Consider the following 22,291-nt stretch of genomic DNA (forward strand, 5'->3'; position numbering starts at 1 on the left):
CGCCTGGAGCAACCATTACTGCCCTCCGTTTCCTTTAAGAACCTGAACTGAGTGGCTAACTGGCACTACTCCAGCGGATAGCTTACCGGGGGTTGCCACTCCCAATTCAAGCGCCGTACTCCCCCCGTACGAGTGAGTAATAGCAATAAATGCGTTCATGTCTAATGGCGTAGGTATTGAGACGTAAAATTGATTCGAATTTCCGTTTAAAAATGAACTTGTTGAGGCTGCATCATTTGCACCAAATATCCAGCCGATCGTGCCGCTCGCCCCAAGTTTAAAGGTAATTGAGCGAGGATCCCCTTGGCTAACGCTGCCCGCCAAGTAAGTACTGTAATTGTAAAGGTTCACCGCAGCTGAGCCTGACACCGACAGCGCCCCCCCACTAACGGTGGCAAAATCTGGCGCAAGGCCACGATAGCTTGTGCCTAACCCCGCAGAATAGTCTCCCGTATTCCAGCCAGATGAGAAAGGACCGTACGGATCGACGCTCGGAGCCGCCGCCTGCGTCGTAGACGGCGGATTCCAGCTATAGGGCGAATTCGCTCCGCCTGTATTCTGCACGATCAGATTTTGCAGCGCCTGCGATGGCGTGGCCAGCATCGACGGGTCTTGCACCAGATAATTGCCCGAGCTGTCCGTCACAAGCTTCATGCCAGTGGTGTCGTAGACTGCGCTGGCTGGCGTGTTCGCATTCAGCGGCACCACCACACCCGTCGCCACGATTTCGCCATACTGGCTGTTGTTGGCTGCCCGCATCGCGTTTTCGACCTGAGCGGCGGTGATCGGCGAGCCATCCGGGTTCGCGATACCCTGTGCGGCCGCACTCGCAGCTATCTGCTGGGCAGCGGTCTTTTCCTGCGGGTGCAACTGCCGGTTGTACAGATCCGCACCAAAGGCCCCGTTCGCCCCGCTCATCGCTCCCGCAGACCCACCCAGCGCGCCACCTGCCACGCCCCCCGCCAGCCCGGACGCCACATTCGACAGCAGCTTCCCGCCAGCCGTATCGCCCAGTGCATTGCCAACCGCATTCCCCACGACATCGCCCGCCACCGTGCCGCCCACCGCGCCAGCCACACTGCCGCCGCCCAGCGCCGCACCCAGCCCCGCAACGACCGCATGCGATGCGATCCGCGCCGCTCCGTCGTTCCCCCACAGCGCCGCCTGCTGGTTTGCCGCGTCCAGATTTGCCTGGGCCTGCGCTTCATCCTGCGGATCATTCGCCGCATCCCGGGCAGCCCTCGCCTTTGCGGCGTTCAGGTTCGCCTGGTCCTCCAGCTTCGTCGCGATGTCCCCCACCACCTGCATCCCCACCTGCGCAGTGGCTTGCTGGATCGCCATGTCGTTGCCGACCTTCTGCGCATCGAACTTTGCTGTTTTGCGGATTAACTAATGACTTCCTTCACGTAGGTCACAAATTTGTTTCGCCCTGCTTCCTCTAAATGCAGCCGACCGCAAGCAGGGCAGCGATATGCGGTAATTCCGTTTTCCATAATCGTGTCGTAAAAAACCTCGTCACTGAGTACCTTTCCTTCGTTTAGCGCACCACCTATTTCGTCAATCGTCCTTTCTGGAACAAGCGCCCACTCGCTGTCAGTCGTGCCGCCAGACAAATTGATAACATGACCACACCTACAAGCAAATTTTGGCATTTTACCTTCCGATAACTGGACGATTGAAGCGAACAATCGCTCCATCTGAATTCTGGAAAAAGAGCGTCTGAAGATTCTGAGCGTTGGGTTTCCCCCATGTTCGAGCCGCAATCGATGCCATGTCTGCGCTGGACAAATCGGCCTGCACGAGCACACCATCGCCCTGACTGGCCTTCTTCTCGATGTTCTTGACGATGTTCGACGGATCCAGATTCTCAGGCGTATAAACATCAATCTGCCCAACGCCTTTTATTGATAGATCTGCCGTTCGGACATCACTAATCCCCTGCGAATTCGCCGTCGGTTGATGACTCACATCGTATCCGAGATTCGCCAACCCTTGTCCCGCACGAATCTCGTTTGAATCAGGCGTCGCGCCAGGTTCGACGGTGACATTACCCTTTGCGCCGTCGCTTCCACCACTCCCGCTCGACAGGATCGGAGTCCCCGGCACGACCACCGGCGGCGTCGCCCCTACTGGCGCTGGACCCATCGGCGTCATACCCATTACCGGCATGGATGGCGTCACCACCGCTGGCGTCGGCGGCGTCCCACCGCCCCCGCCGTTCGTCCGATTCAGGTCGTCCGGATTGACGTACGATCCCTGCGGGCCGTTCTGCGCAATCTTGTTCAGAAAAGCGTTACCGAAATTCGCCGCGCCACGGCCTACGCTCGCCAGATACTGCGCAACCCAGTCTTTCGCCTGGCTGGCAATGTCGGCCGCCGCATCGGCATTACTGTACTGCGGGAACAATCCGGTCGCCTGCAACTCGCCAAGTTCAGTCACATAACCCGCACCACGCTGCTGCGAGGCCAGTGCCGCTGCCTTCCTGGGATTGTTATCCGAGAGGTCTGCTGCGCACCCGACCAGCGCACAAGCCGCATCAGCTAGCCTCTGCTGTTCGTCCGGTGTCTCATCCTTTTGCAGTTCGGCCAGTTTGTCCTTCTGGGACTTGTGCATCTCCTTGTTGTACAGGTCCGCACCCAGGGCTCCGTTCGCCCCGCTCATCGCTCCCGCCGACCCGCCTAGCGCGCCACCTGCCACGCCCCCCGCCAGCCCGGACGCCACATTCGACAGCAGCTTCCCGCCAGCCGTATCACCCAGCGCATTGCCAACCGCATTCCCGACCAGGTCGCCCGCGACCGTGCCGCCCACGGCGCCCGCGACGCTGCCTCCGCCCAGCGCCGCACCCAGCCCCGCCACGACCGCATGGGACGCAATCCGCGCCGCCCCGTCGTTGCCCCACAGCGCTGCCTGCCGGTTCGCCGCGTCCAGATCCGCCTGGGCCTGCGCTTCATCCTGCGGATCATTCGCCGCATCCCGGGCAGCCCTCGCCCTGTCGGCGTTCAGGTTCGCCTGGTCCTCCAGCTTCGTCGCGATATCCCCCACCACCTGCATCCCGACCTGTTCCGCCCCCTGCTGCACGGCCATGTCGTCCTGCACCTTCTGCGCATCGAACCCGTTCGTCACCGCACCGTTTGCATTTGCCACGTCACGGCTCAGGCCCGCCGTACTGTCGTGACCGGTGCCCGCATCACCTCGCACCGTGATTGTCGCCGGACTCACCGCCGCATACGTCATCCCCGAGGCACTGCTACTCACGCCCGCCACACCAAGACCCGATGGGCCGAACTGATTCTGGTACGGGCTATCCTTCGACGGACTGAAGCTCACCCCCGCGGCCGAGCTCTCACCCGCCGATCCGCTCAGGCTCGCACCCAGAGTCAAACCCGAGGACTCGGCCGTGTTCTGCAGATTGGTATAGCCGAACGTCTGCGTCGACAGCGTGTTTTTATCCTGCGCCGCCGTACTCGCGATCACGCCACCGTCCAGTTGCGTGTGATTGCCCACCTGGATGTTGAATCCGCCGTCGCCCGCGCGGATTCCGCTTTGCACGTTCACCGACTGGAAGCGATTCCTGATGGTCTGATCGCTGGCGCTAGCGCTGCCGCTGACCGTCGAGCCATAGCAGATCGGCGGCACGCAGATGCTCATATTGAAGCCGCCGCTCACCTGCTTGCTGTCGTAGCTGTCCGTGTCCTGCACGCTCTGGATGTTCAGATCGCGGCCCACGTTCGCATCGACCGTATTACCGGCCACCTCCGCGCCGCGCAGGTTCGTATCGCGCCCGCTGGTGATCGACAGGTTGTTCGCGGCGGTAATCTGTGTGTCGCGGTTGGTGACACTGTCGCCATTCGCGTGGCCCTTCGCAGCGCTCGCGGCCAGCTCGATCGTGAAGCCGTTCTGCTGGCCTCCCAGGCCGAAACCTACACCGATGCTCCCGCTGCTGCTGCTGTTGCTGCTCGTCTGGTGCGCCAGGTCCTGCGCGCTTTGCAGGTTGATGTCGCGTGCCGCGTTGAGCACCACGTCGTTACCAGAAATCAGCGTGCCGCGGGAATTGATGTCGCCGTCGGTAGCAAGGCCGTTCGCGTCTTTCGCGCCGCTGCCGGTCGCCACCAGCGTCACGGTGCCGCCTGCGCCCAGCGTGCTTCCACCGTTGACCGTCGAGCTCTGCTGCGACTCGCTGTGGCTGCTGCCGCCGCCCACACTGACCGTTACCTTGACGAGGGCCTGACTGCTCGACCCGGCATCGGCAAGTTGTTCGGCCGTCCTGGCCACGTCGTAGACGGCCAGCGCAGCCTTGGCGCCATCGAGCGCCGCCAGCCGCGGATCGCTCGCGCGATGCGAGCCGGCCGCCTGGTTGATCGCCGCAGCGGCATTGCCTGCCGCGCCGCCCAGCGCCAGCGTCACGCCGTACTGGCTGGCGCTCTGGCTCATACTGCTCTGCTGTGCGTCCGTGCCCGGATCAAGATTCAGGTTCTGCCCGATCAGCGTCAGGTCCTTGCCTGCGGACAGGTCCGCGCCCTGTACAGTGATGTCCTGTTTCGCATCCAGCGTCACGTTGCCTTTGCCGCTCACGATCTGACTGCGGATCGTACTCTGCGTCTGTCCCGCCGTGTCCTGCACCGAATGGCTGTTCGCCACGCCCACGGTAAAGCCCGTGCCGCTGCCGTTGCTGCCCAGGCTGCCAAACTGATGGCCGCTGGACTCCTGGTGGCTCGTGTTCGTATCCGTGCCGGCCAGCACATTGATCGCACCGGCGCTCGCCACCAGATCGACGCCCTGCGTCCCGCTGATGCCTGAACCGATCACATCGATGTCGCCCGTGTGGCTCTTCACGATCACGCTGTTGCCGGTAACGACCGTCGCCGTCTGCTGCGTCGACGACGAGTTGCCGTCCTGACTGCTTCTACCGGCGTTATACGGCGACGAACTCACACCACCTGTGTTCGGACCGCCCTGAATCCAGCGCGACAGGTCGCCCAGACTCGGGCTCGCCAGTTGAAAGCTCGAACTCGAACTGCTCGACTGCGTGCTCTGCTGCATCTGGTCGGTCGAGGCCTGGAACGTGACATTGCGATTCGCGTCGAAGCTCGCCGTGCCTTTCGCAAAGATGGTCGAACCGGTCACGCTGATGTCGCCGTCGAGCGGCTGGCCGTTCGCGTCGGTCAGCGCACCGCCGGTCGCGACCAGGCTCACGTTGTTACCACCACGCAACGTACTGCCCGCATTGGACAGGCTCGACTGGGTGGTCGTGCTTGAACTGCTGCTGTGCCCGTACGACAGCGACACTGAAGGCGTATCGAGCGTACTCGCAGTAATCTCATTCGCAATGCCGGTGCCCCGCTGGTAAGCATTGCCCGACGAGCCCGCCGCCTTGAGGTTGCGCGCGGTATCGAGCGGAGTACCGGTCACGCCCACCGTGACGCCGCTCAAATGCGCCGACTGCTGATCCCGCGATTGCGCCGTATCCTGACTCGTGTCGATCGTGATGTTCTGCGCCTTGATACCGATGTTGCCGGTCTTGCCCGTCACATCATCCGCCGCCTGGTTGGCGATGATGTCGCTGCCGCCAATATGAACGTCCTTGCCCGCCGTGATCGACACGTTGCCCTGTACAGCGCCGACCGTACTGCGCGACTGGCTCTGCGTGACGGAACTCGCGTCGTACTGATCCTTCTGCTCGCTCGAGCCGACGCTGAAGCCGATTCCGCCGCTTCCCGACAATCCCGAATGCTTGACATCGTGGAGTTCGGAATCCTGATAAGTATCGGTCGCAGCAAGGATATTCACGCTGCCCTTTGCAGCGAGCGCAACAGCGTTCGTTCCGACGATGCTGCTGCCGGTCACGTTGATGTCCTTGCCGCTGATGACCGACACGCCATCGGCCGAGATTGTGCTGCCATCGGCCTGCGTCGTTGTCTGATCGACCCGATCGACCGCGCTGGTATGGCTCGCGACGCCGCTGTGGCTGCCGGTCCCGTAAGTGTTCGAGACATGCGTCTCCGTCGTGGTGCCGACATTCACGTTCCCTGACGCCATCAGCACCGCGTTGCCCTTGTCGAGCGAGACCGTGCTGCCCACCACGTTGATGTCCTTACCGGACACGATACTCAGGCTGTCGCCGCTCCTGAGCGTTGTGCCCGTCACTACGTCGTCGGATGTGTGCAGCGTCTCCGCGTAGCTGCCGTGATGGTCGCTGCCGGAACTGTTGCTGTCCACCGTCGACGTCGCGGTCGCCGCTTGCCATCACCGTCAATGCGGTCAGCACCTGACGATAGGTCCCGCCCGGTCCCCATTCATTCACGCCTTACTGAAGTCATGGCGATTTAATTCACCCATAACAAAACTCACGACGAACGCCCCCCATTGAGCAGCGGATTCGGTTCTGCGAACTCTACTCGTTCAGGTATATGTTTAGAAAAAAATCCTTCGAATACAATTTGAATTCGCTCGCGAAATTCGTAGATTTCGTCGCGTGTGAGATTCTCGATTTCAAATAAATCGTTTTCATCGAAATGCGAGCATACCGCCACCATAATGCAACTGAAGATGCGAAAAACCGGCCCACACAGCTCGTCGCAATTTTCCGTTTTATCCATGAGGGCATAGAGCGCCCATTCGAGGAGCCAATACTGATCTCGCTCCCATATTTGACGTTCATGCAATATCGCTGTAAAAGACGTCTCGTCGTATTCGGAAGACCATGTGCAATTTCTGGCGATAATCGCGCGCGAATCCATAATTTTTTCAACTCCATTAATTTCATTTAACGTTAATTTTCCGACCGGATCCCGAGCTTGTTTTATCGACATTCAAAGACCCATCCAAATTAACAACCCCCGTGAAATTTCCCTTGCTATCAAATACTTCCAAGTGATCTTTGTGAAGCCCATCCAAATAAAAAAAATCGCCCTTATTGATATTATCACCAATGTTATCGGTCGCCTTATAAACACTCTGCCCCTGAAACTGAGAGCTAGTTTTCTGGGAGGAATTCTGCACGTCAGAGCCGAACCCCGGACTGTTAAGGAACGCTTTCATGTTACCAACCGCGCCCTGATTCGGCGTGTATCCGGCCATGGTAACCACGTCAGTGACCAGTTTCCTGAGCCAGTCCGGCGTCGCCTCCGTAATTAACTGACTGACGATCTCCGGCCCCGGCAGTGGTGTCACGAGGGGTCCCGCCTTGATCGTCGAATCAAGCTCCGTCGCCGGATCTGCAATGACGCCATCGCCCTTGCTGGCCGTCTCGCCTCTGTACCCCGGCAACTTGAGGAGTCCCGCCAACCACGGCGGCGGAGGCGATGATGATGGATTTAACAGCGAAACCTGATTGTTCTCCACCTCGATCTTGCCAGCACCAGCCGCCGTCGCGGCATTCAAGCCTGACGCTCCCGCAATACCGGCGATCAGGCTCGTCACCAGATTGTCGCGTGCTTCGCGTTCCGATGCCGTCAGATTGCCTGCAGGCTCAAGCAAGCTCCCGATCACCGAGCTGCTCGCCGCACCCATCGCGCCGGCGCCGCAGCTCTGGCTGCTGGCTGCCGCGCCTGCGCAACCGACAATCGCATGGAGCGCAGCGCGCGCCGTATCGCTTCCCAGGCTGTCTGCAATCTGTTTCACCCGGTTTGCCCCAAGCTCCTGCAGATACGCCACCGTCGCGCTCTGCGCGAACTGGCCCATTCCGCCCGTTACGTTGCCACCAGCAGCTACCGTGAGAGCCGTCAGTATCTGGCGATACGATCCGCTTGGGCCCCATTCGGCCGAAAGCTGATCAGCCTGCTGCTGTGCCGCTGCGCGCTGGTCCGGCGTCAGGTTCGGATCATTGGCAGCTTTCTTCGCGGCATCCACTTCCTTCGCACGGTTGCTGACAAACGTACCTACCTGATTGATGAATTGACTGGTGATATCGAAACCAGCCTGGATCTTGTCCTTGTCGAAGATCGGCGCAATCGTATTGGTCGTACCCGTCGTATCGCGGCTGATGCTCGCAACGGCTTCCGCCACCGTCTGCCCGGTCAGCTGCTGCTGTTTCACGCCATCGGTAATGGTGATGGACCCGCCGCTGATTGCGCTGTTCGTCGTCGAGCCGGCATCACCCGACGCACCCAGCACCACCGGCGGCGTTGCCGACAAACCACCTGCGCTGGGCAATGTACTCCCTGGCACCGGATTGCCATTGTTCGCTACACCTTTCTGGTCCTTGCCGACCGTGCCGCCGTAGCCGCCGGAAACCCCAAGCGACGATGCATCATAGGCCGCATGATTTTCGATATCGGTATGCGTGAGCGTCGCGGTCGTCAGACTGTTGACGCCGTCCTGTACCGCCTTGTCGCTGCTCGCGATCACCGCGCCCTTGAGGTCCGTGTTTCCCTGCACGTTGATCTGGAAGCCACCGTCGCCCGCCTTGATGCCCGACTGCTCGCCAACGCTCGCGTAGTCGCTGTTCATCTTCTGCTGGTTGAAGTTCGCCGACACACTGGACGTTCCGTAGCAGATCGGCGGCACGCATACGCTGATCGACACGCCGCCGCTGGTCTGCTTCGAATCGTAATGGCTGACGTCCTGCAGGCTCTCAATGTTGAGATTGCCGCCGACGTTCGCAATGACTTGCTGACCGTCCGCCACAGCCCCTTTGAGGTTTGTATCTCCCCCCGATTGCAGCGTGAGCGTATTACCCGCATCAACATGTGTATTGGTCCACGTCGTGTCACTGCCGTTACCGTTACCCTTGGTGCCCGACACTCCCAACTGGAACGAAATGCCATTCTGTGACCCGACGCCAAACGTCACGCCGATGCTCGCGCTCGATCCACTGTTCGTACTCGTCTGGCTATCCGAATTCTGTGCCGCCTGAAGGTTGATGTTGCCCTCGGCGTTCAGCGTGGCGTTGTTACCGGCAGAGATGTCGCTGCCGATGACGTTGATGTTGCTGTCTGCTCCCGCACCGGCGGCAGCGATAATCACGTTGTGCCCGGCGGAGACCGTGCTGCCGGCCGCAGTGCTCGATGATGCAGTCGAATTGCTGTTACTGTGGCTTGTGCCAAGTGACACATTGATACCCACGCCGCCAACGGCCGTCGGATCGCTTGCCACCGCATCAATAGCATTCTTTGCCGCGAGCCCGGTGGTGGCCGCAGCGAGCGCCTCGAGCCGCGCGTCCCCCTTGGTCCGTTTCGCATCCTGCCGCATCTGGTTCGCAGTCTGCACTGCGGCAAGGACCGGATTGCTGATGCCGCCGGTGATCGCTGTCTGGCCGAACGATTGCTGCTCGCTCTGCGTCGAGGTATTCTGCGCCGCGTCGATCGTCACCGTCTTGCCCGCAAGCCCAAGGTCGTTCGCGGCGTGTAGTGTGCTGCCCGTCACATGCAGGTTGTCGCCGGCTGTCACAGTGAGATTACCGTTCACCGAACCTATCATGCTGCCGTTGTTCGTCAACTGGGTGGTCTGCTGCGCGTCGGTCGTTTTGCGCGCTCCAAAGCTGTAGCCTTGCAAGCCACCATCAAGCTGGTTCAGGACAGTCATTCCCGACAGGAAGCCATATTCGCTCTTCCGGTAGTCGGTCTGCGTTGACTGGGTATCCTGCGAGGTCGTGATGTTGACGTCGTGCGTCGCTTTGAGCGTAACGTCATTCGTGCCGACGATATTGCTGCCCGTGACGTTAATGTCCTTTGCGCTGACGATGTTCACGCCATCAGCTGAAATCGTGCTGCCCTGATTCAGCGTCATTGTCTGATCGATGCTGCTCGCGACTTTCGAGCCGCTCACAATTTCGCTGTGGCTGTGCGTTTCGTGCGAATTCAGCTCATGCGTTTCGCTCGCGGCGACGATATTCACGTTGCCCGCCGCCAGCAGATTCGCGTTCCCCTTGTCGAGGCTGATCGTGCTACCACTGATCGTGATGTCCTTGCCCGACACGATATTCACGGTGCCTCCACCTTCGAGCGACGTACCAGTCAGCGCCTGATCCGACGTATGCAGCGCCTCAGCATAGCTACGACCATTACCGCCGCCCGAACTGTTGCTGTTCACAGTCGATGTCGCGCCCGCCGTGCCGAGCGATACATTGCCCTTCGCGGCGATCGTGCCGCCCTGGCCGAGGTCGATCTGCGCGCCGCGCGCCGTCAGGTCGCCGCCCACACCGATATTGGAAACACCCCCCACCTTGACCGTGCTGCCGACAGTCTGGTTGATATCCGTATCCGATACGCCGTTCGCGCGCTCGACTACCTTGTGCTCGCCGGTCTGTTGCGCGCCGAGCGTCCAGTCGCCGCCGATCTGCATTCCCAGACTTCCGCCGACCGACAAGGCGCCCGCATTCTGCTGGAAGTTGCCGCCCGTCACGATCGTCGCATCGCCCGTTACATCGACCTTCGCCACTGGCCCCAGCGTCGTCGTAACCCGCGTCGCCCCCGTGTCGCTAACCTGGTTGAGCGTGTTCGCCGCAGTGTTCAGAACCAGGTTCCCACCCGCCTGCAACCCCAGGCTGCCCGCGTTCAACGTCGCCGACGTCAGGTTCACATCGCCCGTCGTCACCAGCGACATCTGCCCGCCGCTTTGCAGCGTGCCGAATGAACTGTCGATGCTCTGCGCACTGACCGAAAAGTTGTCCGTCGCGCTGATCGTGCCGCTGTTGGTCACCGTCTGCGCGTTCTGCAGATCGATGTTCGTCGCGGCGATAACCGGACCATTAGCCATGTTCTCCTGGCTCGCCTTCGCCAGATAGACCACCGGCACGAGCACCGACTGCCCGTCGACGATCTGCGACTGCATGATCACGACGTTGCCCGTCAACTGCGCCACCTGCGCGGGCGACAGGCCCGTACCAGGCGCCAGATCGAGCGACTTCGCGAGTGCGGCGCCCGACGTCATCAGGGTCTTGAATTCGTCCTGCGTGTTCGCGTAGTTCGTCAGCACCGACTTCCCGGTCATCGACAGGATCTGGTCCTGCACGAGCTTCTGCTCGTAGAACCCGTCGCCCAGCCGCATCTGGATCTTGCCGGGGTTCATGCCCATCTGCTGGAAGTAGTAGTCGCTCGACAGCCACTGCTGCTGGCTCGTGAAGGCCGGGTTCGTCTCGACCAGGTACGGCGCGTTCGGCGCGGTATCCGTGTGGAAGAGCCCGCCTTGCGGCACCGTGATGTTGTTGAGCACCTTGACCGCCGTCGCGGCCGCGATGGTCGGATTGTTGAAGTTCGCGAGGCCGCTGTTGAGAAGGCGGCCGCCCTGGAATGCCACCATCCCGGGATGCACACTGCTCCCTGCGCTGACCAATCCGCTCACCACACCCGCGCCAATGGCCCCCGCGCCGTACGAACCAATCGTCCCGCTCACCGCGCCTGCGCCAATCGCCCCCACGCCCTGCGTGCCGATCGTCCCGCTCACGGCACCGGCTCCCGAGCCCGACACCGTCTGTCCGGGCAGGAGCCCGAGCGGCGTCACCCCTGCGTTGCCCGCCGTGTTGTTGATCGTGACACCCGTACCGCTGAGCGTGCCGCCTGCCGTGAAGGAAGATTCATACGCCGGCAGCGCGTAGGTGTGAATGTCGGCCGGCGCCGCCTGGGTGTAGCCGCCGGGATTGGAGCCGACGAAAGGGGCATCGCCGAACGGCAGCATCCAGTCCCCGATACTGTGATCGTAGTTCGTGTAATGGTACTGTCCGGAATACGTGACCTGCACTTGCGGTGCGGTCTGGCCTTGCCAGCTGTTCTGGTCGATGGTGGCAGGCGACGCGATGTTGCCCGTGGCGGCCACCTGACTCCAGTAGTTCTGGAACGTCCCGACCGACGACGCGTTCAGGTTGCCGCCGGCGAGAATCTGCGCTTCCGGACTGACGGACGCGACCGTATTGGCAATCGCGACGCCCGTGTAGATCGTGTACTGATACCCGCTATTCCACTGGCCACCGTGCGGCGGCACGGTGTACACCCCGCCAGGGAAACTCGCGAGTTGCGTGCGGAGCGCGTCATTGCTCAGGTCAACCCAGCCCACGTAGGGATGATCGGAATTGCAGGCTTCCATGTGAAGGGCAATGCAACCCGACATGCTGATGCCGAGACTATCAAGCAGCGCCGGATCGACCGACGACGTGAAGCCGCCCGTGGTCATCACGCGGCGGGTGTTCGTCACCTGATTGGCGTCGATCTCCATGTCGCCGCCCGACTGGATCAGCGCAGACTGGTTGTGGATCAGATTCGCATTGGTGTAATTGCCGCCTGCGTCCTTGCCGCCGGCCAGCACCACCTTGCCGAGACCGTAGATCGCGGTCATCGCCTGCGAATTGGTCGCGCTCGTGTCGTCCCGGTTTTCGATGTCCGGCGCAAGCAGCTCGAGCGTGCCCGCGCTGTCCGTCGCACCGATCAGCGCGGTGGTGCCCAGATTCGACAGGGTTTGCGTGGCATTCAGCGACACGCTGCCGCCCACGATCGCGCCCGTGTTGGTCAGCGTGTTCGAATGGGTGGTCAGCAGGCCGCCGGCCGCGAGCGTCCCCGAGTTCTCGATGTCGCCCGCATTGATGTTGAGCCCGTTCGTGGCCGACAGTGCGCCGCTATTGCTGAACGTGCCCGGCAGCGTGAAGGTCAGGTTGTGGCCGGCATTGAAGCGATAGTTCGGTGAGGTGGTGAAGTTCCCTTGCAGATTCAACGAAAGGTCGTTGACCGCACTGTACGTGCCGCCGCCTGCGAGCGCATTGGTCGTGACCGACAGGTTCCGGGATGCATTGATCTGGCCGCTCGTGGCGGTCAGCATGCTCGTCGCAATCCCGACGTCGCCCGTCATATTGGCAACGTTGCCGATTTGCCCGCCGGTGTTGTCCAGATTGCCGGTGTTGATCTGCAGGTTCGCGCCGCTCAACTGCCCGCCCTGCGTGTTGGAAATCGACGTTGCGTTCAGCGTCACGTCGCCGTTGCCGCCGATCGAGCCCATGCCGGATGCGCCGCCGGCATTGCTATTGGTGATCTGGCTGCCGCCGTTGATCGTCGTCGCGCCGTTTCCGGTATTGGTGATCGCCCCGCCCGCGTTGTCGATCGACGACGCGGCGAGACTCAGCGTGCTGCCGGTCGCCGCGCCGCCCGCACCGATCACGCCTCCGGCATTGATCAGCGCCCCGCCGCTAGACGCGGTCAGTCCGGTGCCCGACGACAGCCGTCCGTTGGTATTGTTCAGCGTCCCCTGAACGGTCGCGGTCATGACGCCCTGCGAAGCCAGCTTGCCCCCGGTATTGTCGAGACTGCCGACCGACACCGAGGCCCGTCCATTGGTCACGATCTTGCCGCCGACGTTCGTCAGCGACCCGGCGCCATTGCCGGGGTTGATCGTTAGCGTGCCCGTGCCGGCGTGCGTGATCGTGCCGCTGTTGTTGTTCACGGACGCGGAAGCAAGCGTCAGGTCCGTGCTATTGGTCTGGATCACCCCACCGTTGGCGTTGTCGAGCGTGCCGCTCACGCCGAGGCCCATCGTGCCGGTCCCGAGCTGCGTGATCGATCCACCTTCGTTCGTCAGGTTCGTCGCGGTGACACCGAGTTGGTTCGTGTTGAACGTCGATTTCCGTACCGTTGATGAACGCTTCGCTGAAGCGCTTGCCGACGCGGAACTCGACGGTGTTTTTCTGCACCTGATTGCGATAGAACTGGTACTCCGTCTTCACGTCGAAGGTGCTGGACTTGCCGCTCGATACCAGCGTCGAGAACGCGCCCGCGATCTGCTGGTGGTAGTCGTACTGGCTGGCCGTGGTAGTAAATGTCCAGTTGCCCCAGGGGATCGAGTAATACGCGCTGCTGCCGTGCGTGCCGTATTGGCTCGTATGGCCGGTGATGTCGTGGTTGCAGCCGATGTTGAGGAGGTCGGACAGGCCGAACGGATTGTCGAGCGTCAGGCTCACGTTGCCCTGGAACTGGCCGGTCGACTTGAGCCCGCTGTCGTCGGCGCCCGCGGCCAGCGACCACGGCTTTGTGCGCTTGACCGTGATCACGACTCCCGCACAGAAAGCGGCAATTGAATTGACCTGATTTGAACTTGAATATCAGATAAGCGTGAACGGTATGGTCACGTTACCTGTGTTGACACGAAACGATACCGGGTGAACTGGCCGTTTAGAAAACGATCCGCGGATCTTGGACAGCGTCAGAAAGTTCGCAATAGAGCGAAGCATGCAGCAGAGGCGGTTGGGCAAGACGTGCCGCCTGGATCGCTCACCCCCACTCCATTCAAATCGCCCCATTTGGCCGGTGACTACCACTATCCACACAACACACCAGCACCTCCGCATCCTCTTTGCTAAGGCTCAGATAGACATGTCCCACCGAACTGTCGAAATACAGGCTGTCGCCCGGCGTCAATTTGAACGACTTGCCGTTTTCAAAGCACAATTCCAGTTTGCCGCCCAGCACGAAAACGAACTCCTCGCCTGAATGCCGGATGTACTCGGGAAAGTCCGACACGGCCCGCGCGCGAATGTGCGCGCGCATCGGCACCATGCGCTTGCCGGTCAGATTGTTGGCGAGCATGCCGTACTCGTAGTTCGGCGTGTCGTAAATCTCCTGCTTGCCGGATGCCGTAAACGACGGTTTCATCGCACCGGCAGCCGGTTTTCGGCGCCGGCCGAAAATCGCATCGAACTCCAGGTCGAGCGAGTGCGCGAGCGCCGCGAACTTGTCATAGGTCAGCGCGATATCGCCGCGCTCGGCCTTCGAGATCGTCGACACCGCAATCCCGGAGCGCTCCGACAGTTCCGTCAGCGTCAGCCCGCGCGCCTTGCGCGCCTGCCGCAAATGGCCGCCCACCAGTTTGTGGTCGAGCGCGGGCGGCGCCTCGCGCGCCGTTTGTGCCGTTTGTGCCGCTTGTGCGCCGCGCGTGCCGGGCTTGTTCGGGACCTGATCTTTCATCACCGCCTTGGCCATCTCATCGATTTCCCTAAGGAGTCTTTCTCACATACGAGAATTTATTTTTTCTCGTATATGATAACTCACGTCGATTCCACCCTTCCTGTGGGAACCCTATCGTGTCTACTCTTGCTTTCGGTAAGTCGGGTCTGACGAAAACCCACGTCATCACCGCCACGACGATCGGCACGGCGCTCGAATTCTACGACTTCACGATCTACAGCTTTTTCGCCATCCAGATCGGCCAGTTGTTCTTTCCGGGTGCCTCGCCGGTCAACCAGTTCCTGCTGTCGATCGGGGTATTCGGCGTGGGTTTCGTGGTGCGGCCGCTCGGCGGCATCGTAATCGGGGCCTACGCGGACCGCGCCGGGCGCAAGAAAGCGATGGTTCTCACGATCATGCTGATGGCGCTGAGTTGCGCGATGATCGCCTGCGCGCCGACCTATGCGACCGCTGGACTCGCCGCGCCGTTGATCGTGCTGGCCGCACGTCTGATTCAGGGTTTCGCGGCGGGTGGCGAATTCGGCCCCGGCACCACCCTGCTGGTCGAATATGCGACCGACAACACGCGCGCTTTCTTCGCCAGCTGGAACTTCGCGGCCACCGCGGCCGGTCTGGTGCTCGGGGCGCTCGTCGCCACGCTGATCAACGCCACACTGCCCAAACAGGCGGTCCTCGAATGGGGCTGGCGCATCCCCTTTCTGCTCGGCATCGTCGCCGCGCCGGCCGGCATGGTCATCCGCAAGCGGCTCGAAGAAACGCTCGCGGAGCGCAAGCCGGGCGAAGCGCCGCCGCGCGGTGCGTTGAAAGCGGCACTGACCACGCATCTGAAGCTGACCGTACTCGGCACGTTCGCCGAACTGGGCGGTTCCGTGTCCGTCTACATCACCGCGTTTTTCCTGCCGAGCCATGCGGTGCGCGCGCTGCATCTCTCGTCCACGGCCGCTGTCGCGTCGGGCATCGTGAGCTCGCTCGTGCTGTTTGCCGCGGCGCCGCTGGCGGGCATGCTCGCGGACCGCTTCAGCCGCAAGCGCGTGCTGGTCATTTCGCGCGTCGTCATGCTGCTGCTCGTCTATCCCGCGTTCGCCTTTCTCAGCGCGTATCCGTCTATGACCGCGCTGTGCATCGTCTCCGCCGTGCTCGCGGTGTTCGTCGCCGGACAGATCGTGCCTGTGCTCGTGATGATCCCGGAACTCTTTCCGAAGCATGTCCGCGCAACCGGTATTGCGCTGACCTACGTCGTGAGCGCATCCTTCTTCGGCGGCTTCTCGCCGTTTATCGCAAGCTGGCTGGTCGCGCAAACCGGCAACCCGCTCGCGCCGGCCTGGTACGTGGCCGCCGCGTGCGCCATCTCGCTGGTCCCGGTGATCTGGCTGAAAGACCGCACGGGCGAAGCGCTCGCCTGATGAATCGAGGAGGCAACGAGGCACGCATGAGTCACCCAATGAGTCACCCAACAAATCACGCAACAAGTCACAACGAGGAACTGGTTGAACGCAGCGCCGTCGAGCTGCGCCGGATGATCGGCACGAAAGAGATTTCGCCGGTCGAGCTGCTCGACGCCTGCATCGCGCGCATCGAGGCGATCAATCCCGCGGTGAACGCGGTGACCGCGACGGATTTCCCTGCTGCCCGGGAAGCCGCGAAACGCGCCGAAAAACAGGTGCTCGACGGCGAAACGCTCGGGCTGCTGCACGGCTTGCCGCTCGGTGTGAAGGATCTGGAAAATACCGCAGGTCTCCTGACGACCTATGGCTCGCCGATGTCGCGAGGCAACGTGCCCACGCGCGACGTCGTGCTGGTGGAGCGCCTGCGCGCTGCCGGCGCGATCGTCACCGCGAAGACCAACGTGCCGGAACTCGGCGCGGGCGCCAATACGCGCAATCCTGTATGGGGTGCGACCGGCAATCCGTTCAACACCACGTTGAACGCGGGCGGCTCGTCAGGCGGTTCGGCCGCCGCGCTCGCGTGCGACATGCTGCCTGTCTGCACCGGTTCCGACACCGGCGGCTCGCTGCGCATTCCCGCTTCGAAATGCGGCGTGGTGGGCTTTCGTCCGACGCCGGGCCTCGTGCCGAATTCGCGCAAGCTGGTCGGCTGGTCGCCGATTTCGGTGGTCGGGCCGCTGGGCCGCACCGTCGCCGAGGCCTGCCTGCAGCTCGCCGCGACCGCGGGCATCTCGGCGGGCGATCCGCTCAGCTTCGCCGTCGATCCGTTGAGCTTCGCGCGGCCCGGCGACATCGACCTGGGCACGCTGCGAGTCGGCTGGACCGAAGACTTCGGCAGTTGCGACGTCGACGACGAGATCCGCAAGGTGTTCCGCGAGCGCATCGCACTGATCGCGCCGTCGTTCCGTTCGTGCGAACAGGTGAATTTCGATCTCGGCGAGGTGCACCGCTGCTTCGACGTCATTCGCGCCGAGAGCTTCGTCGCCGGTCTGCACGATGCCTATACGCGCGACCCGAACCAGCTCGGTCCGAACACGCGCGCGAACTACGAACTGGGCGCGAGCATGAGTCTCGCCGACAGCGCCTGGGCACAGGCCGAGCAGACCCGCATCTTCAAACGCTTCCAGAGCGCGTTCGACCAATACGACGTGATTCTCTCGCCGACCACACCGGTTTCGCCGTTTCCGTGGCAGCAGCTCTACGCGGCGCAGATCAGCGGGCATGAACAGGACAACTACTATCGCTGGCTCGCGCTGACTTACGTCGTCACGCTGACGACGCATCCGGCTGTGTCGCTGCCGTGCGGCGTCGATCATGCGGGCATGCCGTTCGGCTTGCAGATCGTCGGCCCGTTTCATGGCGACCGCAAGACGCTCGCTGTCGCGCACGCAATGGAACAGGTTTTCGATCAATCGCCGGTATTGCGCCGCCCTCGCCCCGATCTGTCGAAGCTCACCCAGGCGGATCCGTCGCTGAAGTCGATCGTGACGGCGCCGCCTCTTTTCAACGAGTCCGGCCCGAACGGCGCCGGCATTTCAACGGTTTAAGACCATGTCGAACCCAATCGAACGTCTGCAAACGAACGCACGCATGAGCCAGGTGGTCATCGCCAACGGCGTGGTGTATCTGGCCGGTCAGGTGCCCGATACGGCCAACGTCTCCGTGACCGAACAGACCGGCGAAATCCTCGCGCGTATCGACACGCTGCTCGAAGCGGCAGGCGTGGACCGCACGCGCCTGCTGTCGGCGAATATCTGGCTGAGCGACCCGAAGCATTTCGCCGAATTCAACGCCGTGTGGGACGCATGGGTGCCCGCCGGCCATGCGCCGACCCGCGCCTGCGTTCAGGCGTTGCTGATGAAGCCGGGTTGCGATGTCGAAGTCGCCGTGACGGCCCTGTCGGCGTAGTCATCAGTCTGCGAGTTCGTGAGCATGATGAAATTCGATACCGTCGTACTGGGTGCGGGCATTGTCGGCGTATGCGTCGCCGTCCATCTTCAGAAACGCGGCTACCAGGTCGCGCTGGTCGATCGCAAGCTGCCCGGCAACGAAACGTCGTTTGGCAACGCGGGACTCATCCAGCGCGAAGGTGTCTATCCGTATGCGTTTCCCCGCGACCTCGGCACGTTGATGCGCTATGCGCGCAACCGCTCGCCGGACGTTCGGTATCACGCCAATGCCATGCTCAAGTCCGCGCCGTTCCTGTGGCGATACTGGCGCAATTCTCATCCGGTGAAGCATGCGGCGATCGCGAGATCGTATTCGACGCTGATTGAGCATTGCGTGAGCGAGCACCGCGCGCTGGCCGCCAAAGCCGGCGCGAGCGCGTTATTGCGCCCGATCGGCTGGATGAAGGTGTTCCGCACCGAAGCGGTTCGCGACAGTGAAACGCGGCTTGCCGAGCAGTGGCATCGCGAATACGGCGTCGAATATGAATCGCTCGACGCAGCGAGTCTGCAACAGCGGGAGCCCGATCTCGACCGCAGCCTGATTGGCGCGTTGCGCTACACCGCATCCGATTCCGTCAGCAACCCGAACGCGTTGGTCACGGCCTACGCAACATACTTCGAACAGCTTGGCGGGCATTTTTTCATCGGCGATGCGAATTCGCTGCGCGATCATTGGCAGGTGGATACGGCTGCGGGCACGATCACGGCGGCGTCGGCCGTGGTCGCGTTAGGTCCGTGGTCGGATCAGCTGAGCTCGCGGCTGGGCTACCGCCTGCCGCTCGGCATCAAGCGCGGGTATCACATGCACTATGGCGCGCAGCCGGGCGCGCGGCTGAATCATCCGGTCCTCGATGTCGAACGCGGCTACCTGCTGGCGCCGATGGCCAAAGGCATCCGGCTGACGACCGGCGCCGAAATCGCGCTGCATGACGCACCCAAGACGCCCAATCAGCTTGCCGCCGTCGAGCCCGTTGCCCGCACGCTGTTCCCGTTGGCCGAGCGTCTGGACGCCGAACCCTGGATGGGCCGGCGCCCGTGCACGCCCGACATGATGCCGATCATCGGGCCGGCCGCCAATCATCGGGATATGTGGTTCGCCTTTGGTCATGCCCATCACGGGCTGACGCTGGGCCCTGTGACAGGACGGTTGATCGCGGAGATGATAAGCGGCGAGCAGACGCTTGTGGATGTCCGGCCCTTCAGAGTGGACCGGTTTTAGCGGCCGTCGCCCAGCCTCGTTGCATCGCCTCGACCAGTTGCTTCCACAAGAACTCGGCAGCAGGCGACAGGCGCCGGCCAACCCGGTGTATCACCTGATTGCTGAAGTCGCGTGCAATCGGATGATCGATTTCGAGTGCAACGAGTTTGCCTGCGTCGAGATATTGCCGCGCTGCGTCGGTCGACATGAACGCGACGCCAAGCCCCGCCGCTGCAATTGCCTGCGCCGCGCCGAACATATCGCACCGGTAAGCCGGCGTCAGACTGAGCCGCTCCGCGCGAATGATCGAGTCGACGTACTGCTGTACGCCGAAACGCGGCGGCATGAAAATCAGGCGGGCATCGGCAAGCTGCTCGAAGCGGACTCGCTGCAGTCCCGCCAACGGATGACGCGGACTCACGAACGCGCAGAACGGCGCGGCGCGAAACGTGCGCGAGCGGATCGCCGGGTCCATCGCCCCGCCCGCGCACAGACCCAGATCGACCTCGTCGTTGCGAACCATCGCGATGATTTCGGATGTCGCGCCCGTATGCAGATCGACGACGATATCCGGAAACTGAGCACTAAAACGTTCGAGCACGATCGCCAGCAGATTGCCGACGAACCCCTCGCCACACCCGATACCGATCCGTCCACGCCGCAGGCCCCGATAGTCCTCCAGCTGCACCAGCATCTCGGCGTCGCGGCGCCGGCTTTCAAGAAAGTGATCGACGAGACTCAGGCCGATTTCCGTGAGCGCCACGCGCCGGCCCTGCCGCTCGAGCAGCGCCACACCGTGCGTGCGCTCCAGCTGCGTCACCTGCCGGCTGATCACCGACGCATTGATGCCGAGCGCATCCGCCGCCGCCCGCACGCCGCCATGCACGGCGATTTCGTGCAGATAGCGCAGGCTGCGCGGATTCAGGGTGCCTTGCTGAAAGAGATCGGCGTCGTTTGACATGCTTTCCTGACCGTTGACATTCAAGTCAACATTATCGACCTAAAGACGTCATTGATCGCGTGTTTTTGCAGCGAAATACTGACGCTTCGTTTTCCCTAAGCACGTCACTCCAATGGCCGATACCCAGCACTTTTGCACCCTCGACGAAACCCGCGATCTGAACGACGAACTGCGCGGCATTCGTCACCGTTTGCACCAGCACCCTGAGCTGGCTTACCAGGAGTTCCAGACTTCGGATCTGGTCGCCGAAGCACTCGAAAGCTGGGGCTACGAAGTGACGCGGGGTCTGGGTGGAACGGGCATGGTCGCCTCGCTGAAGTCGGGAACGGGGTCGCGGGCCGTTGCCGTACGCGCCGATATGGACGCCCTGCCCATCACCGAGGCCACGGGTCTGCCCTACGCCAGCACTCACCCGGGCAAGATGCATGCATGCGGTCACGACGGTCACACCGCGATGGTCCTCGGCGCAGCGCGGCATCTGGCACGCACGCGCCGCTTTGACGGAACCGTCCATCTCGTCTTCCAGCCTGCCGAGGAAATCGGCACGGATAGCGGCGCGCAGCGCATGATCGCCGACGGTCTGTTCGAACGCTTTCCTTGCGAGGCCATCTTCGGCCTGCACAACCATCCTGGCGCACCGGCGGGTACGTTCATGTTCCGCAGCGGCCCGTTCATGGCCGCATGCGATACCGTCGACATCACGATCCACGGCCGCGGCGGCCACGCTGCGCGCCCCCACCTCGCTACGGATCCACTCGTGATCGGCGCAGGACTCGTGACCGCGCTGCAGACGGTCGTGTCGCGCAACGTCGATCCGATGCAGCCCGCCGTGGTCACGGTCGGCGCGTTCAATGCCGGACACGCGCCCAATGTGATCCCGGAAACGGCACGCCTTCAGCTGAGCGTGCGCTCGTTCGATCCCGCCGTGCGCGCGCTGCTCGAAACACGCATCCGCGCGCTCGCCAACGCGCATGCGGAAGCGCATGGCGCCAGCGTCGAGATCGACTATGTGCCGGGCTACCCGGTGCTCGTCAACAGCGCGCCGGAGACTGAATTCGCGTTGCAGGTCGCTCGCGAACTGGTGGGCGACGAACGCGTGGTCGACGGCTTTGGTCCGATCGCAGGCAGTGAGGACTTCGCCTTTTACCTGCTGGAGAAGCCGGGCTGCTTCCTGCGCGTGGGCAATGGCATGGACACGCCCATGCTGCACAACGCGAAGTACGACTTCAACGACGACAACCTGACCGTCGGCGCCGCATTCTGGACGCGGCTGGTCGAGCGATTTCTTGCGTCGAAAGTCTGAGCGCGCGTCAGAACGCGCAGACAGAACCATCATAACTACGCCTACGGCGAGGACCTAAACGATGTCAACCCAGCCTCTTACGTCGTCCGACACGATTGCGGTGTCGCAGACCCGCATTGTCGTGGCGGCCGTCTTCGGCAATCTGCTCGAGTTCTTCGACTTCACGGTCTACAGCTTTTTCGCGCTGACCATCGCCAAGCTGTTCTTTCCGTCGCAAGATCCGGTCGTGTCGACGCTGCTGGCGTTGTCCGCGTTCGCGATCGGCTTCGTGGCGCGGCCCGTCGGCGGCTTCGTGCTCGGCCATTACGCGGACAAGCACGGGCGCCGGGCCGCACTGACGCTGACGATCTTCCTGATGGCCCTCGGCTCCGCGGCGATTGGTCTCGCGCCGACCTACCAGACAATCGGCATCGCGGCGCCCGTGTTGATCGTGATAGGCCTACGAGCAAGGTAAGCGCAAATTCCTATCATAAGCTCCGTGGTTATGAAAATTGCGCTGATTATTACGATTTGGTGCAGTAACGTCTGATTTTTCTTGCGCTAATCTGAACGGCCC

14 protein-coding genes are annotated in these 22,291 nt (G+C 62.2%); 6 read left to right on the forward strand and 8 right to left on the reverse strand.

The features are described 5' to 3' along the window. Positions 1-15: 15 nt before the first annotated feature. The 7 genes from DSC91_RS36370 to DSC91_RS36395 form a co-directional block, all read right to left on the reverse strand. Positions 16-1,341, reverse strand: a complete 1,326-nt coding sequence (locus DSC91_RS36370) for a polymorphic toxin type 22 domain-containing protein (protein WP_115783272.1) — start codon at positions 1,339-1,341, stop codon at positions 16-18. A gap of 44 nt (positions 1,342-1,385) precedes the next feature. Beyond that, positions 1,386-1,652, reverse strand: coding sequence for a hypothetical protein (locus DSC91_RS36375; protein WP_115783273.1), 267 nt, complete (start codon positions 1,650-1,652; stop codon positions 1,386-1,388). A gap of 1 nt (position 1,653) precedes the next feature. After that, the gene (locus DSC91_RS36380; RefSeq protein WP_115783274.1) at positions 1,654-6,216 is read right to left on the reverse strand and encodes a hemagglutinin repeat-containing protein; all 4,563 of its coding nucleotides are present in this window, start codon (positions 6,214-6,216) and stop codon (positions 1,654-1,656) included. Between the two features lie 128 nt (positions 6,217-6,344). Then, positions 6,345-6,809: an Imm41 family immunity protein gene (locus DSC91_RS36385; protein ID WP_115783275.1), complete on the reverse strand. Its 465-nt coding sequence runs from the start codon at positions 6,807-6,809 to the stop codon at positions 6,345-6,347. Continuing rightward, complete coding sequence (locus DSC91_RS36390) at positions 6,760-13,452, reverse strand: hemagglutinin repeat-containing protein (RefSeq protein WP_162831526.1); 6,693 nt, start codon at positions 13,450-13,452, stop codon at positions 6,760-6,762. The genes DSC91_RS36385 and DSC91_RS36390 overlap by 50 nt, the downstream gene beginning before the upstream one ends. Then, a complete protein-coding gene (locus DSC91_RS37770; protein WP_229758409.1) occupies positions 13,391-13,966 on the reverse strand; it encodes a ShlB/FhaC/HecB family hemolysin secretion/activation protein in 576 nt (191 codons plus the stop codon). Before DSC91_RS37770 ends, DSC91_RS36390 begins: the two co-directional genes overlap by 62 nt. Positions 13,967-14,201: 235 nt before the next feature. Next, positions 14,202-14,879: a helix-turn-helix domain-containing protein gene (locus DSC91_RS36395; protein WP_115783650.1), complete on the reverse strand. Its 678-nt coding sequence runs from the start codon at positions 14,877-14,879 to the stop codon at positions 14,202-14,204. Between the two features lie 116 nt (positions 14,880-14,995). On the opposite strand from DSC91_RS36395, the gene DSC91_RS36400 reads away from it, so the two are divergent. From DSC91_RS36400 to DSC91_RS36415, 4 genes are read left to right on the forward strand one after another with little or no spacing between them, the layout of a single operon-like run. After that, positions 14,996-16,282, forward strand: a complete 1,287-nt coding sequence (locus DSC91_RS36400; protein WP_115783276.1) for an MFS transporter — start codon at positions 14,996-14,998, stop codon at positions 16,280-16,282. Between the two features lie 38 nt (positions 16,283-16,320). Then, positions 16,321-17,871, forward strand: coding sequence for an amidase (locus tag DSC91_RS36405; RefSeq protein ID WP_115783277.1), 1,551 nt, complete (start codon positions 16,321-16,323; stop codon positions 17,869-17,871). A gap of 4 nt (positions 17,872-17,875) precedes the next feature. Beyond that, the gene (locus DSC91_RS36410) at positions 17,876-18,232 is read left to right on the forward strand and encodes a RidA family protein (protein WP_115783278.1); all 357 of its coding nucleotides are present in this window, start codon (positions 17,876-17,878) and stop codon (positions 18,230-18,232) included. A gap of 27 nt (positions 18,233-18,259) precedes the next feature. Next, entirely contained in the window at positions 18,260-19,492 is a 1,233-nt protein-coding gene (locus DSC91_RS36415; RefSeq protein WP_115783651.1) for an NAD(P)/FAD-dependent oxidoreductase, read from the forward strand. Here DSC91_RS36415 and DSC91_RS36420 read toward each other — a convergent pair. After that, on the reverse strand, positions 19,473-20,432 hold the full coding sequence (locus DSC91_RS36420) for a LysR family transcriptional regulator (protein ID WP_115783279.1): 960 nt from the start codon (positions 20,430-20,432) through the stop codon (positions 19,473-19,475). The two genes, DSC91_RS36415 and DSC91_RS36420, sit on opposite strands and share 20 nt — an antisense overlap. 112 nt (positions 20,433-20,544) lie before the next feature. On the opposite strand from DSC91_RS36420, the gene DSC91_RS36425 reads away from it, so the two are divergent. Both DSC91_RS36425 and DSC91_RS36430 read left to right on the forward strand, forming a co-directional pair. Beyond that, positions 20,545-21,735: a M20 aminoacylase family protein gene (locus tag DSC91_RS36425; RefSeq protein ID WP_115783280.1), complete on the forward strand. Its 1,191-nt coding sequence runs from the start codon at positions 20,545-20,547 to the stop codon at positions 21,733-21,735. A gap of 61 nt (positions 21,736-21,796) precedes the next feature. Then, positions 21,797-22,189 (forward strand): MFS transporter, encoded by a 393-nt coding sequence (locus DSC91_RS36430; RefSeq protein WP_373291975.1) that lies wholly within the window; start codon positions 21,797-21,799, stop codon positions 22,187-22,189. The last annotated feature ends 102 nt before the right edge of the window (positions 22,190-22,291 follow it).

The sequence above is a fragment of the Paraburkholderia caffeinilytica genome, from assembly GCF_003368325.1.
Lineage (GTDB): Bacteria > Pseudomonadota > Gammaproteobacteria > Burkholderiales > Burkholderiaceae > Paraburkholderia > Paraburkholderia caffeinilytica.